This is a genomic window from Streptomyces sp. Xyl84 (genome assembly GCF_059731885.1).
The window spans coordinates 5879994-5894613 of sequence record NZ_AP029182.1; the positions used below are offsets into that span (position 1 = coordinate 5879994).

Sequence of the window (14620 nt, forward strand, 5' to 3'; positions counted from 1 at the left end):
TGTTACACAACCGGCCACCTCGCCCGGTCACGGTGACACGCTCGTCCGGCCGTCGTCCGGGTGGTGGACGCCCCTGACCTCCCCGCGCCGGTCCCGGCTACTCTTGCGGCGTGCGCCCTCCTCGGGAAGCCCCGGGCCCATCGCCCGCGACCGCCGGGGAAGACGCAAAGCCGACAGCCGTCGCACCTTCAGGGAGCCCCTTCATGGCCTCGTTGCCGCCGACCCCTTCCGCCGACAGCCGGACCCGCGTGTCCGCCCTCCGCGAGGCGCTCGCCACCCGTGTGGTGGTCGCCGACGGAGCGATGGGCACCATGCTCCAGGCCCAGGAGCCCTCGCTGGACGACTTCCAGCAGCTGGAGGGCTGCAACGAGGTCCTGAACGTCACCCGCCCGGACATCGTCCGCTCGGTCCACTCGGCGTACTTCGACGCCGGGGTGGACTGCGTGGAGACCAACACGTTCGGCGCCAACCTGACCGCCCTCGGCGAGTACGACATCCCCGAGCGCGTCGCCGAGCTGTCCGAGGCGGGCGCCCGTATCGCCCGCGAGACGGCGGACGACTTCACCGCCCGCGACGGCCGGCAGCGCTGGGTCCTCGGCTCCATGGGACCGGGCACCAAGCTGCCCACCCTCGGCCACACCACGTTCACCGCCATCCGCGACGCCTACCAGCAGAGCGCCGAAGGACTGCTCGCGGGCGGCGCCGACGCCCTGCTCGTGGAGACCACGCAGGACCTGCTGCAGACCAAGGCCTCCGTGATCGCCGCCCGCCGCGCCATGGAGAGGGCCGGCCACGACGTCCCGCTCGTCGTGTCGGTGACCGTCGAGACGACCGGCACCATGCTGCTGGGCTCGGAGATCGGCGCGGCGCTGACCGCGCTGGAGCCGCTCGGTATCGACATGATCGGCCTGAACTGCGCGACCGGTCCGGCCGAGATGAGCGAGCACCTGCGCTACCTCTCCCGCCACGCCCGCGTCCCCCTGTCCTGCATGCCGAACGCCGGCCTGCCCGTGCTGACGAAGGACGGCGCGCACTACCCGCTGACCGCGCCGGAGCTGGCGGACGCGCAGGAGCACTTCGTCCGCGACTACGGCCTGTCCCTCATCGGCGGCTGCTGCGGCACCACCCCCGAGCACCTGCGCCAGGTCGTCGAGCGCGTGCGCGGCCTGACCCCGCCCCCGCGCGACCCGCGCCCCGAACCGGGTGCCGCTTCCCTGTACCAGACGGTGCCTTTCCGGCAGGACACCTCGTACCTGGCCATCGGTGAGCGCACCAACGCCAACGGGTCCAAGAAGTTCCGCGAGGCGATGCTGGAGGGCCGCTGGGACGACTGCGTGGAGATGGCCCGCGAGCAGATCCGCGAGGGCGCGCACATGCTCGACCTGTGCGTGGACTACGTCGGCCGGGACGGCGTGGCCGACATGGCCGAACTGGCCGGCCGTTTCGCGACCGCCTCCACCCTGCCGATCGTGCTGGACTCCACCGAGGTGGACGTCCTGGAGGCCGGGCTGGAGAAGCTGGGCGGCCGCGCGGTGATCAACTCGGTGAACTACGAGGACGGCGCGGGCCCCGGCTCGCGGTTCGCCCGGGTCGCCGAGCTGGCCCGCGAGCACGGCGCCGCGCTCGTCGCGCTGACCATCGACGAGCACGGCCAGGCACGTACGCCGGAGAAGAAGGTGGAGATCGCCGAACGGCTGATCGAGGACCTCACCGGCAACTGGGGCATCCGCGAGGAGGACATCCTCGTGGACTGCCTGACCTTCACCGTCTGCACCGGCCAGGAGGAGTCCCGCAAGGACGGTGTGGCCACCATCGAGGGCATCCGGGAGCTGAAGCGCCGCCGTCCCAAGGTGCAGACCACGCTCGGCCTGTCCAACATCTCCTTCGGGCTGAACCCGGCCGCGCGGATCCTGCTGAACTCCGTCTTCCTGGACGAGTGCGTGAAGGCGGGCCTGGACTCGGCGATCGTGCACGCCTCCAAGATCCTGCCGATCGCCCGGTTCGACGAGGAGCAGGTCACCACCGCCCTCGACCTGATCTACGACCGGCGCCGCGAGGGCTACGACCCGCTGCAGAAGCTCATGCAGCTGTTCGAGGGCGCCACCGCGAAGTCCCTGAAGGCGGGCAAGGCCGAGGAACTGGCCGCGCTCCCGCTGGACGAGCGTCTCAAGCGGCGGATCATCGACGGCGAGAAGAACGGCCTCGAAGCCGACCTCGACGAGGCCCTGGAGTCCCGCAAGGCACTCGACATCGTCAACGACACCCTGCTGGACGGCATGAAGGTGGTGGGCGAGCTGTTCGGCTCCGGCCAGATGCAGCTGCCCTTCGTCCTGCAGTCCGCCGAGGTCATGAAGGTCGCGGTGGCCCACCTGGAGCCGCACATGGAGAAGACCGACGAGGCCGGCAAGGGCACCATCGTGCTCGCCACCGTGCGCGGCGACGTCCACGACATCGGCAAGAACCTCGTCGACATCATCCTGTCCAACAACGGCTACAACGTCGTCAACCTCGGCATCAAGCAGCCCGTCTCGGCCATCCTGGAAGCCGCCGACGAGCACAAGGCCGACGTCATCGGCATGTCCGGGCTCCTGGTCAAGTCCACGGTGATCATGAAGGAGAACCTGGAGGAGCTGAACGCCCGCGGCCTCGCCGCCACCTACCCCGTCATCCTCGGCGGCGCCGCGCTGACCCGCGCCTACGTCGAACAGGACCTGCACGACGTCTACCACGGCGAGGTCCGCTACGCCCGCGACGCCTTCGAGGGACTGCGCCTGATGGACGCCCTGATCGGCGTCAAGCGGGGCGTGCCTGGGGCCGCGCTGCCCGAGCTGCGGCAGCGCCGGGTGCGGGCCGCCACCGTCGAGGTCGAGGAACGCCCGCAGGAGGGCCACGTCCGCTCCGACGTGGCCACCGACAACCCTGTGCCCGAGCCGCCGTTCTGGGGCACCCGGGTCAGCAAGGGCATCCAGCTCAAGGAGTACGCGTCCTGGCTGGACGAGGACGCCCTGTTCAAGGGCCAGTGGGGGCTGAGGCAGGCCCGCACCGGCGACGGGCCCACCTACGAGGAGCTGGTGGAGCGTGAGGGCAGGCCCCGGCTGCGCGGCCTGCTCGACCGGCTCCAGACGGAGAACCTGCTGGAGGCGGCCGTCGTGCACGGCTACTTCCCGTGCGTCTCCAAGGACGACGACCTGATCGTCCTGGACGAGCAGGGCAACGAACGCACCCGGTTCACCTTCCCGCGCCAGCGCCGCGGCCGCCGGCTGTGCCTGGCCGACTTCTTCCGCCCCGAGGAGTCCGGGCAGACCGACGTGGTCGGCTTCCAGGTGGTCACGGTCGGCTCGCGGATCGGCGAGGAGACCGCCCGCCTGTTCGCCTCCGACTCCTACCGCGACTACCTGGAGCTGCACGGCCTGTCCGTGCAGCTGGCCGAGGCACTGGCCGAGTACTGGCACGCCCGGGTCCGCTCCGAGCTGGGCTTCGCCGGCGAGGACCCGGACGCCATGGCGGACATGTTCGCGCTGAAGTACCGGGGCGCCCGCTTCTCCCTGGGCTACGGTGCCTGCCCCGACCTGGAGGACCGCGCCAAGATCGCGGATCTCCTGCGGCCCGAGCGGATCGGCGTGCACCTCTCCGAGGAGTTCCAGCTGCACCCGGAACAGTCCACCGACGCCATCGTGATCCACCACCCCGAGGCGAAGTACTTCAACGCCCGCTGACACGTCCCGCGCGTTCCCGCCCCCGAGAATGCCGGGGGCGGGAACGGATGTGCCGAACGAGGCGTTCGTCCCGTTCACGACGTACACTGGTCGGTCCACTGCAGGCCGGTTCCCGCGCGGGAACCGGCCTGATCGTCCCTCAAGGAGGTACGCCGGATGACCAGTACGGTCCCCGCCCTCGGCACCGCAACGGCCGAAGGCTCAGCCCTGCAGGCCGTGCTCCTCGACATGGACGGCACCCTGGTGGACACCGAGGGCTTCTGGTGGGACGTGGAGGTCGAGGTCTTCGCCGCCCTGGGACACACCCTCGACGAGGCCTGGAGACATGTCGTCGTCGGCGGCCCCATGACCCGCAGCGCCGGTTTCCTCATCGAGGCCACCGGCGCCGCCATCACCCTCGCCGAGCTGTCGGTGCTGCTCAACGAGGGCTTCGAGGACCGCATCGACCGTGCCCTGCCGCTGATGCCGGGCGCCGCACGGCTGCTGGCCGAACTCTCCGCGCACGAGATCCCCACCGCGCTGGTCTCCGCCTCCCACCGGCGCATCATCGACCGCGTCCTGGCCTCGCTCGGCCCCCACCATTTCGCCCTCTCGGTCGCCGGTGACGAGGTGGCGCGCACCAAGCCCCACCCCGACCCCTATCTGCTGGCGGCCTCCCGGCTGGGCGCGGACCCGGCGCGGTGCGCGGTCGTCGAGGACACCGCGACCGGGGTCGCGGCGGCGGAGGCGGCCGGCTGCCGGGTCATCGCCGTGCCCTCCATCGCCCCCATCGCCCCGGCAGCCCGGCGCACCGTCGTCTCCTCGCTCGAAGAGGTCGACCTGCCGTTCCTGCAGTCGCTGATGACCTACCCGGCTCCGCCGACCGCCGGGTAGCGGTGCGGGTCGCCGGGCCGCGTGCAGGCGCCGGGGAGAATTGCCCCGGTCCGTGATGGCGTACGGGATAATCCCGATGACGGCCGTGCGAATGAATTCGAATCCTGCCGGATGGCTGAATTCCGGTACCCGCCACCCGAGTTGGCAATGTGACGTTCGCCACAGAATTCAATGTCGACAGAGAGATAAGGACATGCAGCTCACCCCCGGTCCGGGGTGAGCCGGGCGCCTTTGTGTCCTGATTGATGAAACGCTGCACGAATCCTTCCAGTGGCGCGTTTTCGGACCGTCCGCGCCCGGTTCCACTGCGTGATGGCGGCCCGGCTCCCACGGCAGCGAGCCGCCCGACGGGCGCGGACTAGTCTCGTCGCGAGAACATCGTCCTTACCCCGTGATCGGCCGCACCACCCCCCTGCATGCCGGGTACACGGACATGACAGCTCTGGAGAAACTCGAGCATGAACCGCAAGACTTTGGTGTTGCCGGCCCTGGTCGGCCTGCTCGCGCCCGCGCTCGCCGCATGCGGTGGTTCCGACAGCGGGAGCAAGAGCGGCGACGCCATCGTCGTCGGCACCACGGACCGGTTCACCGCCACCAAGCTGGCCCCCGCTCCGCTGGACCCGGCGTACGCCTACGACATCGGCCCCTGGAACCTGCTGCGCCAGACCGTGCAGACGCTGATGATCACGCCCAAGGGCGAGGGGCAGCCGGTCCCCGAGGCCGCCGAGAAGTGCGGTTTCACCGACAGCGGCAACGAGCGCTACGCCTGCACGCTGCGCGAGGGCCTCAAGTTCGCCAACGGCGACCCCGTCACCGCCGCCGACGTGAAGTTCTCCATCGACCGCGCCCGCACCATCAAGGCGGACACCGGCGTCTTCGCCCTGCTGTCCACCGTCGACACGGTGGAGACCCAGGGCGACCGCGAGGTCATCTTCCACCTCAACACCGCCGACGCCACCTTCCCGTTCAAGCTGTCGACGCCGGTCGCGGGCATCGTCAACCCCAAGGACTACGACAAGAACAAGCTGCGCGACGGCTTCAGCGTCGACGGATCCGGCCCGTACACCATGAAGGCCGACGTCAAGAACAACGAACTCGTCGACGCCGTCTTCACCAAGAACCCCCACTACCAGGGGACGTTGAAGGTCAGCAACGACAAGGTGGAGGTGCGGACCTTCCCCGACGCCGACGCCATGGGCGCCGCCATCGACAAGGGTGACATCGACGTCATGACCCGCGCGATGTCGCCGGAGCAGATCCGCAAGCTCTCCAACTCCTCCGGAGACGGCAAGGTCGACCTGGTCGAGATGCCCGGTCTGGAAATCCGCTACCTGGCCTTCAACACCGACGCCCCGAGCGTGAAGAGCAAGGCCGTACGGCAGGCGATGGCCCAGGTCGTCAACCGCAGCGACCTCGTCGCGAAGGTCTACGGAACCCAGGCCGAGGCGCTGTACTCGATGGTCCCGGCGACCATCACCGGCCACTCCAACTCGTTCTTCAACAAGTACGGCGACCCCAGCGTCAGCAAGGCCAAGTCGCTGCTGGACAAGGCCGGCGTCACGGCCCCGGTCAAGTTCACGATGCACTACACGACCGACCACTACGGCCCGGCCACCAAGAAGGAGTTCGAGGTGCTCCAGCAGCAGCTCAACTCCAGCGGACTGTTCGACGTCAGCATCGAGGGCACCCCGTGGAAGGTCTTCCACCCGACGATGCAGAAGCGTCAGTACGACGTCTTCGGCATGGGCTGGTTCCCCGACTTCCCGGACGCCGACAGCTTCATCGCGCCGTTCCTCGACGCCGACAACACGCTGAACACGCCGTACGTCAGCAACGACATCCGCAAGAACCTGCTCCCCGAGTCCCGCCGCCAGGCCGACCGGCTCACCGCCTCCTCGAGCCTGACCGGTATTCAGAACGTCGTCGCCAAGGACGTCCCGCTGCTGCCGCTGTGGCAGGGCAAGCAGTACGTCGCCGCCCGCGACGACATCACGGGCGCCGCCTACGTCATCAACTCCTCCGCCACGCTGCAGCTGTGGGAACTGGGACGCGGCGTCAGCAGCTGACCCCCGGCCGGGCCACTCGGCCACCGCCGAAGCAGACATGAGGAAGGCGCCCCTCTCCGGAAGTCCGGAGGGGGGCGCCCTCTCATGTACAAGCGGTCGCCCGCATCGGGGGCCGGCAGTCACCGGCGGCCCACTGCGGCCGGTTCCGGCCGCCGCCGGCACTCCGGCGTCGCCGGCGCCGCGCCGTCACTGCGCGCCGGGCCGCACCAGACCGCTCTCGTAGGCGTACACCGCCGCCTGCACGCGGTCGCGCAGCCCCAGCTTGGTCAGTACGTGCCCCACGTGCGTCTTGACCGTCGTCTCGCTGACGAACAGATCCGCGGCGATCTCCGCGTTCGACAGCCCGCGCGCCACCAGCTTCAGCACCTCCACCTCACGCTCGGTGAGGGTGTGCAGCGTGTCCGGGACCGGCTCGTCACCGGAGGGCAGATGCGTGGCGTACTTGTCCAGCAGCCTGCGCGTGATGCTCGGCGCCAGCATCGCCTCACCGGCCGCCACCACGCGGATCGCCTGCACCAGCTCGTTGGCCGGGGCGTCCTTCAGCAGGAAGCCGCTCGCGCCCGCGCGCAGCGCCTCCACCACGTACTCGTCGAGATCGAAGGTGGTCAGCACCAGTACCTTCGCCGGGCCGTCGCGCTCCGGGCCGGTGATCTGCCGAGTGGCCTCCACCCCGTCCATCCGCGGCATGCGAATGTCCATCAGCACCACGTCGGGCTGCAGGGCACGCACCTGGTCCAGGGCCTGCAGACCGTCTCCGGCCTCGCCCACGACCGCGATGTCCTGCTCCGCCTCCAGGATCATCCGGAACCCGGTGCGCAGCAGTGGCTGGTCGTCGACCAGTAGGACGCGGATGGCCACGTAAGTCTCCTTCGCTGGGACCCTAGTCCCGGCCCATTGTGCCCTGTACCTGCACGGGTACCGGCGGCTCGGTCCGGGTCACGGGCAGCGGGTACGGCGGGGGAGTGCCCCCGAACTCCGGGCAGTGCGCCCGGTGGTCGCACCAGCCGCACAGCTTCGTGGGCCGCGGACGCCAGTCACCCGTCTCCGTGGCCAGCCGGATCGCCTCCCACAGCGCCAGCAGCTTGCGCTCCATCCGCTCCAGATCCGCCATGACCGGGTCGTACGTCAGCACGTCGCCGCTGCCCAGGTACACCAGCTGCAGCCGCCGGGGCACCACCCGTTTCAGCCGCCACACCACCAGGGCGTAGAACTTCATCTGGAACAGCGCGCCCTCGGCGTACTCGGGCCGGGGTGCCTTGCCCGTCTTGTAGTCGACGATGCGCACCTCACCGGTGGGCGCCACGTCCACCCGGTCGATGATGCCGCGCAGTCTGAGCCCGGACTCCAGCTCCGCCTCGACGAACAGCTCCCGCTCGGCCGGCTCCAGCCGTGCCGGGTCCTCCAGCGTGAACCAGCGCTCCACCAGCCGCTCCGCCTCCGTCAGCCAGCGCGCCAGCCGCTCGCCGTCCACGTCGTCGGCGAACAGCTCCACCAGCTCCGGGCGCGCCGTGCGCAGCCGGTCCCACTGCCCCGGGATCAGGGCCTTGGCGCGGGGTGCGGTCCGCTCGCCCGCCGGGGCGTCGAAGAGCCGCTCCAGCACGGCGTGCACCAGCGTGCCCCGGGTGGCGGCCTCGCTCGGCTTCTCCGGCAGCCGGTCGATCACCCGGAAGCGGTACAGCAACGGGCACTGCATGAAGTCCCCGGCGCGCGACGGCGACAACGAGGAGGGCGGTGCCGCGGCCCGCACGGTGACGGCCGCGCCCTCGGCCGAGCCTTCCGTGACGACCGGGGCGGCCGGCGCGGCGGCGCTCACCGCGACGACAGGGGCCGCTGCCGGCACGACCGGGGCCTCCGCCGCCGGCACCGGGGCTGCCGCCGCACCCACGGCGGCCGGCCCCTCGGTGCCCTCCGCGCCGTCCGCCGCTCCGTCCTGCGTGCTCGTCGTCTCCATGCACAGAACCCTACGGCCCGCCACTGACAGTGACCCCCTCCTGCCCCGGTGAAGTGCACCGCAGCGGGTACGACACTGGGGTGCCGGGCGGAACCGTTCGCCACGGCCGCATACCATCGACCCGAGACCTTCCGGCCACCAGGCCGGGAGGCGGCGCTTCGAACGAGGGGACACCGTGGACGTGAGCGGCGGGAGCGGGCAGCCGCGTTCCGGCAACGACGAGCCGACCGAGCCCGCCACGGGCCCCGCGGCCCCGGCGCCCCACGACAGCACCGCCCGCCCGCTGAACGACCCGCGGCCTTCCGCCGCGCACCAGGCCCCGGACCCGCGGGACCCGGACCACGACAGTGCCCCCGGCCGCGGCGACGGCACCCGGCCCGACGGCCCCCGCCCCACCGCGCACGGCACTCCCCCCGACACCCACCCCGACCGCGCCCTGGCCGCCTCCGGCCACGGACACGGTCAGCCGCCCCCGCCACCGCCTCCGCCCCGGCGGCCCCGCGGCCCCGGCGGCGGACTGCTCATGGGCCGCCCCTTCGGCGTCCCCGTGTACGTCGCACCCAGCTGGTTCCTGGTCGCCGCCCTGATCACCTGGGTCTTCGGCGGCCAGCTCGACCGCGTCCTGCCCGAGCTGGGGGCCGCCCGCTACCTGGTCTCCCTCTTCTTCGCGGTCGCCTTCTACGGCTCCGTACTCGTCCACGAGCTGGCCCACACCGTGGCCGCCCTGCGCTTCAAGCTCCCGGTGCGCCGCATCCAGCTCCAGTTCCTGGGCGGGGTCTCCGAGATCGAGAAGGAGGCCGAGACCCCCGGCCGCGAGTTCGTCCTCGCCTTCGTCGGGCCGCTGCTCTCCCTGGTCCTGTCCGGCGTCTTCTACCTCGCCCTCCAGCCCGTCGAACGCGGCACGGTCCCCGGAGTCCTGCTGGCCTCCCTGATGATCTCCAACCTCATCGTCGCCGCGTTCAACCTGCTGCCCGGCCTGCCCCTCGACGGCGGCCGCATGCTGCGCGCCGTCGTCTGGAAGATCACCGGCCGCCCCATGAGCGGCACCGTCGCCGCGGCCTGGGTCGGCCGCGCCCTGGCCGTCTCCGTCCTCATCGGCCTGCCGCTGCTCAGCCAGTCCGGAGCGCTCGGCACCACCGCCGAGGACAGCGTCGGCATGGGCACCGTCACCGACGCCCTGCTCGCCGCGATCGTCGCCGCGATCATCTGGACCGGCGCCGGCAACAGCCTGCGCATGGCCCGGCTGCGCGAACACCTCCCCGAACTGCGCGCCCGCACCCTCACCCGCCGCGCCGTCCCGGTGGAGACCACCACCTCCCTCGCCGAGGCCCTGCGCCGGGCCAACGCCGCCGGGGCCCGTGCCCTGGTGGTCGTCGACGGCCACGGCGAGCCCCTCTCCCTGGTACGCGAGTCCGCCATCGCGGGCGTGCCCGAACACCGCCGCCCCTGGGTCGCCGCCAGCGCACTCGCCCAGGACCTCACCGAGGGCATGCGGGTCTCCGCCGAGCTGGCCGGCGAGGACCTCCTGGACGTCCTGCGCGCCACACCCGCCACCGAGTACCTCGTCGTGGAGGACACCGGCGAGATCTACGGCGTGCTGTCGGCCGCCGACGTCGAGCGCGCCTTCGTGAAGGCCATGGCCCGGCCCAGCTGAGCACCGCTTCCCCGAAGCGGTGGTCGGCGGCCCTCCCGGGGGCCGGTAGGCTGGTCACATGTCCGAACCGACCGGTGCCGCCCGCCGCCGCGGGCCCTTCAAGGTCGGGGACCAGGTACAGCTGACCGACCCCAAGGGCCGCCACTACACGTTCACGCTCGAGGCCGGGAAGAACTTCCACACCCACAAGGGTTCCTTCCCGCACGACGAACTGATCGGCGCACCCGAGGGCAGCGTTGTCCGCACCACCGGCAACGTGGCCTACCTCGCGCTGCGTCCCCTGCTCCCCGACTACGTCCTGTCCATGCCCCGAGGGGCGGCCGTCGTCTACCCCAAGGACGCGGGACAGATCCTCGCCTTCGCCGACATCTTCCCCGGCGCCCGCGTCGTCGAGGCCGGCGTCGGCTCCGGCTCGCTCAGCAGCTTCCTGCTGCGCGCCATCGGCGACCAGGGCATGCTGCACAGCTACGAGCGCCGCGCCGATTTCGCCGAGATCGCCCAGGCCAACGTCGAGCGCTACTTCGGCGGCCCGCACCCCGCCTGGCAGCTCACCGTCGGCGACCTCCAGGACAACCTGTCCGACACGGACGTCGACCGGGTCATCCTCGACATGCTCGCCCCCTGGGAATGCCTGGAGGCCGTCTCCAAGGCCCTCGTCCCCGGCGGCATCCTGTGCTGCTACGTCGCCACCACCACCCAGCTCGCGCGGACCGTCGAGTCCATCCGCGAGATCGGCTGCTTCAACGAGCCGACCGCCTGGGAGACGATGATCCGCAACTGGCACATCGAGGGCCTGGCCGTCCGGCCCGACCACCGCATGATCGGTCACACCGGGTTCCTGCTCACCGCCCGCCGCCTCGCCGACGGCGTCGAGCCGCCCATGCGCCGCCGCCGCCCCGCCAAGGGCGCCTACGGCGAGGACTACGAGGGGCCCAACGCCGACGGAGGCACCGGCCGCTGACCCGGCCCGGGCCCCACCCGCAACGAACAGGCGCCGTGGCGCAGTTCCCGGCCCCCGCCGGGAACTGCGCCACGGCGCTCACACGTTGAGCGCGCACCGGAAACACGCGGTCAGCGGCCCGGGCGAGTACCCACCCCACCGTTCCCCCGCACTGTGACGTGTGGCACGATGCTGGCCACCCCACCGGCACAGCCCTCACGGGAGACACTCCTAGTGCAGCACTCCGCCGTCCCGGACCTGGCACACACCCACACCCGCCCCATCCACTGGGTCGCCACCGCCGCGGCCGTCGCCGGCGTGGTCGCCCTCTCCTCGGCCGTCCAGCCGGGCTCCGCCACCGCCGCCCAGCACACCGGCCCCGGCACTCGGACCCAGAGCGCCCCCCTGACCACCGCGCCCCCCACCACCGGCGTGGCCTTCCCGATCCGGTGCGGGCCGCTGAAGGCGGTGGTCGCCAAGAAGGCCGCCGGAGACCTGGACCACGACGGCCGCCCCGAGACCGTCGCCGTCGTGCACTGCGACGCCTCCATGGGCACCCCGCCCGACGCCGTCTACGTCCTCACCCGCGCCGAAGGCACCCCCGCGCCCCGCGTCGTGGCCACCCTCGTCGACCCCGAGGACCGGTACACCGTCACGGACTTCGCCGTACGCGCGGGAGAGGTCAGCGCCACCCTGCTCGGCTACTCCTCGCCCGACGTGCCGAATTGCTGCCCCGACCTCAAGGACAGCGTGAAGTGGCAGTGGGAGAACGGCGCGTTCGTACGCTCCGGGCCGGACCGGACCCGCAGCGTCTGAGCCGGCGGCGCCGGTGCGGCCTCCGGGCGCGCGGCGCCCGGCCCGAGGCCGACGGGCCGCCGACCCCCGCAGGTGTGACGAATCAGACAGCGGCCACGGCACGGAACCGGCCGGCGACCACGCCGGGGAGCGCGTCGGCGACCACGGACGGCGACCGCACCGTCACTCGGCGTCCGGCCCGTACACCTCGACCCTGTCCGAAACCCGGCGCACGTGGATGCACTCGCCGGGACACTCCTTCGCCGAGTCCACCACGTCCGTGAGGAGCGGGAGCGGCACGGGCGTTGCCGCTCCCGGGGCCTGGAGCAGTTCGTCCTGCGGGCCCTTCACGTAGGCCAGACCGTCGATGTCCAGCTCGAAGACCTCCGGCGCGTACTGCGCGCAGATGCCGTCACCGGTGCACAGGTCCTGGTCGATCCAGACCTCCAGTTCCTCGCCACCGTCCGCGGTCCGCTGCTGCACGCTCATCTCTCCTGCCGTTTCACGTCGGACCGGGCGGGAATCAGGCCAGCTCCGACGGGTGTTGAACGTCTCGACCCTACCTCCGTCGGCTTTCCAATCTTGTTCGGTGGGTATTCCCCTGGCGTGAGGGAGAGCGCAAGGGTGAAGATCGGACACACCCCGACAGTCTTTGTGATCTAGGGGTTTCAATCGACACCCACCCAGGTAGGGTCTGGAAGCGTCCAGCTCCCCTTGGAGGAGGTGAGGACCGTGGCAGCCCACGACGACGACATGAACCGCGGCATCCGCCCGGGACGAGGGTCCGACGACCCGGCCGGGCAGATCGCCTACCTTGAGCAGGAGATCGCCGTCCTGCGACGCAAGCTCGCCGACTCTCCGCGGCACACGAGGATTCTCGAAGAGCGGATCGTCGAGCTGCAGACCAATCTGGCCGGCGTGTCCGCGCAGAACGAACGGCTCGCGAACACGCTCCGCGAGGCCCGAGACCAGATCGTGGCCCTCAAGGAAGAGGTCGACCGGCTCGCCCAGCCGCCCGCCGGCTTCGGCGTCTTCCTGCAGTCCAACGAGGACGGCACCGCAGACATCTTCACCGGCGGCCGCAAGCTGCGGGTGAACGTCAGCCCCAGCGTCGACCTCGACGAGCTGCGGCGCGGCCAGGAAGTGATGCTCAACGAAGCACTCAACGTGGTCGACGCCATGGAGTTCGAGCGCGTCGGCGACATCGTCACCCTCAAGGAGATCCTCGAGGACGGCGAGCGCGCCCTCGTCCTCGGGCACACCGACGAGGAACGGGTGGTGCGGCTCGCCGAGCCGCTGCTGGACGTCACCATCCGTCCCGGCGACGCCCTGCTGCTCGAACCCAGGTCCGGCTACGTCTACGAGGTCGTGCCCAAGAGCGAGGTCGAGGAACTCGTCCTCGAAGAGGTCCCCGACATCGGCTACGAGCAGATCGGCGGCCTCGGCAACCAGATCGAGATGATCCGCGACGCGGTCGAGCTGCCCTACCTGTACCCGGACCTGTTCAAGGAGCACGAACTGCGCCCGCCCAAGGGTGTGCTGCTCTACGGGCCGCCCGGATGCGGCAAGACGCTCATCGCCAAGGCCGTCGCCAACTCGCTGGCCAAGAAGGTCGCCGAGGTCACCGGCCAGGCCGCGGGCAAGAGCTTCTTCCTCAACATCAAGGGCCCCGAGCTGCTGAACAAGTACGTCGGCGAGACCGAGCGGCAGATCCGCCTGGTCTTCCAGCGCGCCCGGGAGAAGGCCAGCGAGGGCACCCCCGTCATCGTCTTCTTCGACGAGATGGAGTCCCTCTTCCGCACCCGCGGCTCCGGGGTCAGCTCGGACGTGGAGAACACCATCGTCCCGCAGCTGCTCGCCGAGATCGACGGTGTGGAAGGCCTGCAGAACGTGGTGGTGATCGGTGCCTCGAACCGCGAGGACATGATCGACCCCGCCATCCTGCGGCCCGGTCGGCTCGACGTGAAGATCAAGATCGAGCGTCCCGACGCCGAGGCGGCCAAGGACATCTTCGCGAAGTACCTCACCGAGCGCCTCCCGCTGCACGGCGACGACCTCTCGGAGCACGGCGGCGACAAGGGCGCCACGGTCGGAGCCATGATCCAGACCGCGGTCGAGCAGATGTACGCCGAATCCGAGGAGAACCGCTTCCTGGAGGTCACCTACGCCAATGGCGACAAGGAAGTCCTCTACTTCAAGGACTTCAATTCCGGCGCCATGATCGAGAACATCGTGGGCCGCGCCAAGAAAATGGCGATCAAGGACTTCCTGGAGAAGAACCAGAAGGGCCTCCGCGTCTCCCACCTGCTCCAGGCGTGCGTGGACGAGTTCAAGGAGAACGAGGACCTGCCGAACACCACCAACCCGGACGACTGGGCCCGGATCTCCGGAAAGAAGGGCGAGCGGATCGTGTACATCCGCACCCTGATCACCGGAAAGCAGGGCGCGGACACCGGACGCTCCATCGACACGGTGGCGAACACCGGTCAGTACCTGTAAAAGCAGGGCGGCTGTGGGTGCCCTCACGGGGTACCCGCAGCCGACTGCTTTCCGGGGTCACCGCATGGAGCAGCCAATGACGCAAATGATCTCCCCACCAGCGCAAAGGCGTTCTAGGCTCTTTCG

General features: G+C 70.7%; 10 protein-coding genes. 7 read left to right on the forward strand and 3 right to left on the reverse strand.

Annotation, left to right across the window (positions count from 1 at the left end; all coding sequences use genetic code 11):
• Positions 1-203: 203 nt before the first annotated feature.
• The 3 genes from metH (at position 204) to AC6I72_RS25525 (ending at position 6655) form a co-directional block, all read left to right on the forward strand.
• Positions 204-3716 carry a methionine synthase gene (gene metH, locus AC6I72_RS25515; RefSeq protein WP_498003486.1) on the forward strand — a complete coding sequence of 1171 codons (3513 nt, stop codon included), beginning with the start codon at positions 204-206 and terminating at the stop codon, positions 3714-3716.
• A gap of 156 nt (positions 3717-3872) precedes the next feature.
• Positions 3873-4589 carry an HAD family hydrolase gene (locus AC6I72_RS25520; protein ID WP_498003487.1) on the forward strand — a complete coding sequence of 239 codons (717 nt, stop codon included), beginning with the start codon at positions 3873-3875 and terminating at the stop codon, positions 4587-4589.
• Between the two features lie 458 nt (positions 4590-5047).
• Positions 5048-6655, forward strand: a complete 1608-nt coding sequence (locus AC6I72_RS25525) for an ABC transporter substrate-binding protein (protein ID WP_498003488.1) — start codon at positions 5048-5050, stop codon at positions 6653-6655.
• Positions 6656-6841: 186 nt separating this feature from the next.
• Here the strand turns inward: AC6I72_RS25525 and AC6I72_RS25530 are convergent, their stop codons facing one another.
• Both AC6I72_RS25530 and AC6I72_RS25535 read right to left on the reverse strand, forming a co-directional pair.
• Positions 6842-7513, reverse strand: a complete 672-nt coding sequence (locus AC6I72_RS25530) for a response regulator (protein ID WP_004990257.1) — start codon at positions 7511-7513, stop codon at positions 6842-6844.
• A 22-nt stretch (positions 7514-7535) separates the two neighbouring features.
• Positions 7536-8606, reverse strand: a complete 1071-nt coding sequence (locus tag AC6I72_RS25535; RefSeq protein ID WP_498003489.1) for a RecB family exonuclease — start codon at positions 8604-8606, stop codon at positions 7536-7538.
• A 175-nt stretch (positions 8607-8781) separates the two neighbouring features.
• Between AC6I72_RS25535 and AC6I72_RS25540 the strand changes: the two genes are divergently transcribed.
• The 3 genes from AC6I72_RS25540 to AC6I72_RS25550 all read left to right on the forward strand — a co-directional run bounded on the left by AC6I72_RS25540 (position 8782) and on the right by AC6I72_RS25550 (position 12016).
• Entirely contained in the window at positions 8782-10260 is a 1479-nt protein-coding gene (locus AC6I72_RS25540) for a site-2 protease family protein (RefSeq protein ID WP_498003490.1), read from the forward strand.
• Positions 10261-10318: 58 nt separating this feature from the next.
• Entirely contained in the window at positions 10319-11221 is a 903-nt protein-coding gene (locus AC6I72_RS25545; protein ID WP_030179604.1) for a tRNA (adenine-N1)-methyltransferase, read from the forward strand.
• 213 nt (positions 11222-11434) lie between these two features.
• Positions 11435-12016: a hypothetical protein gene (locus AC6I72_RS25550; RefSeq protein WP_498003491.1), complete on the forward strand. Its 582-nt coding sequence runs from the start codon at positions 11435-11437 to the stop codon at positions 12014-12016.
• A gap of 162 nt (positions 12017-12178) precedes the next feature.
• Here AC6I72_RS25550 and AC6I72_RS25555 read toward each other — a convergent pair whose 3' ends face one another.
• On the reverse strand, positions 12179-12484 hold the full coding sequence (locus AC6I72_RS25555; protein WP_366725668.1) for a ferredoxin: 306 nt from the start codon (positions 12482-12484) through the stop codon (positions 12179-12181).
• Positions 12485-12727: 243 nt separating this feature from the next.
• On the opposite strand from AC6I72_RS25555, the gene arc reads away from it, so the two are divergent.
• On the forward strand, positions 12728-14494 hold the full coding sequence (gene arc, locus AC6I72_RS25560; RefSeq protein WP_037859600.1) for a proteasome ATPase: 1767 nt from the start codon (positions 12728-12730) through the stop codon (positions 14492-14494).
• The last annotated feature ends 126 nt before the right edge of the window (positions 14495-14620 follow it).

What these genes read in the sequence shown, in the direction of transcription:
- metH (WP_498003486.1), top strand. Translation starts at nt 204, where the DNA reads ATGGCCTCGTTGCCGCCGACCCCTTCCGCCGACAGCCGGACCCGCGTG.
- AC6I72_RS25520 (WP_498003487.1), top strand. Translation starts at nt 3,873, where the DNA reads ATGACCAGTACGGTCCCCGCCCTCGGCACCGCAACGGCCGAAGGCTCA.
- AC6I72_RS25525 (WP_498003488.1), top strand. Translation starts at nt 5,048, where the DNA reads ATGAACCGCAAGACTTTGGTGTTGCCGGCCCTGGTCGGCCTGCTCGCG.
- AC6I72_RS25535 (WP_498003489.1), bottom strand. Translation starts at nt 8,606, where the DNA reads ATGGAGACGACGAGCACGCAGGACGGAGCGGCGGACGGCGCGGAGGGC.
- AC6I72_RS25545 (WP_030179604.1), top strand. Translation starts at nt 10,319, where the DNA reads ATGTCCGAACCGACCGGTGCCGCCCGCCGCCGCGGGCCCTTCAAGGTC.
- AC6I72_RS25555 (WP_366725668.1), bottom strand. Translation starts at nt 12,484, where the DNA reads ATGAGCGTGCAGCAGCGGACCGCGGACGGTGGCGAGGAACTGGAGGTC.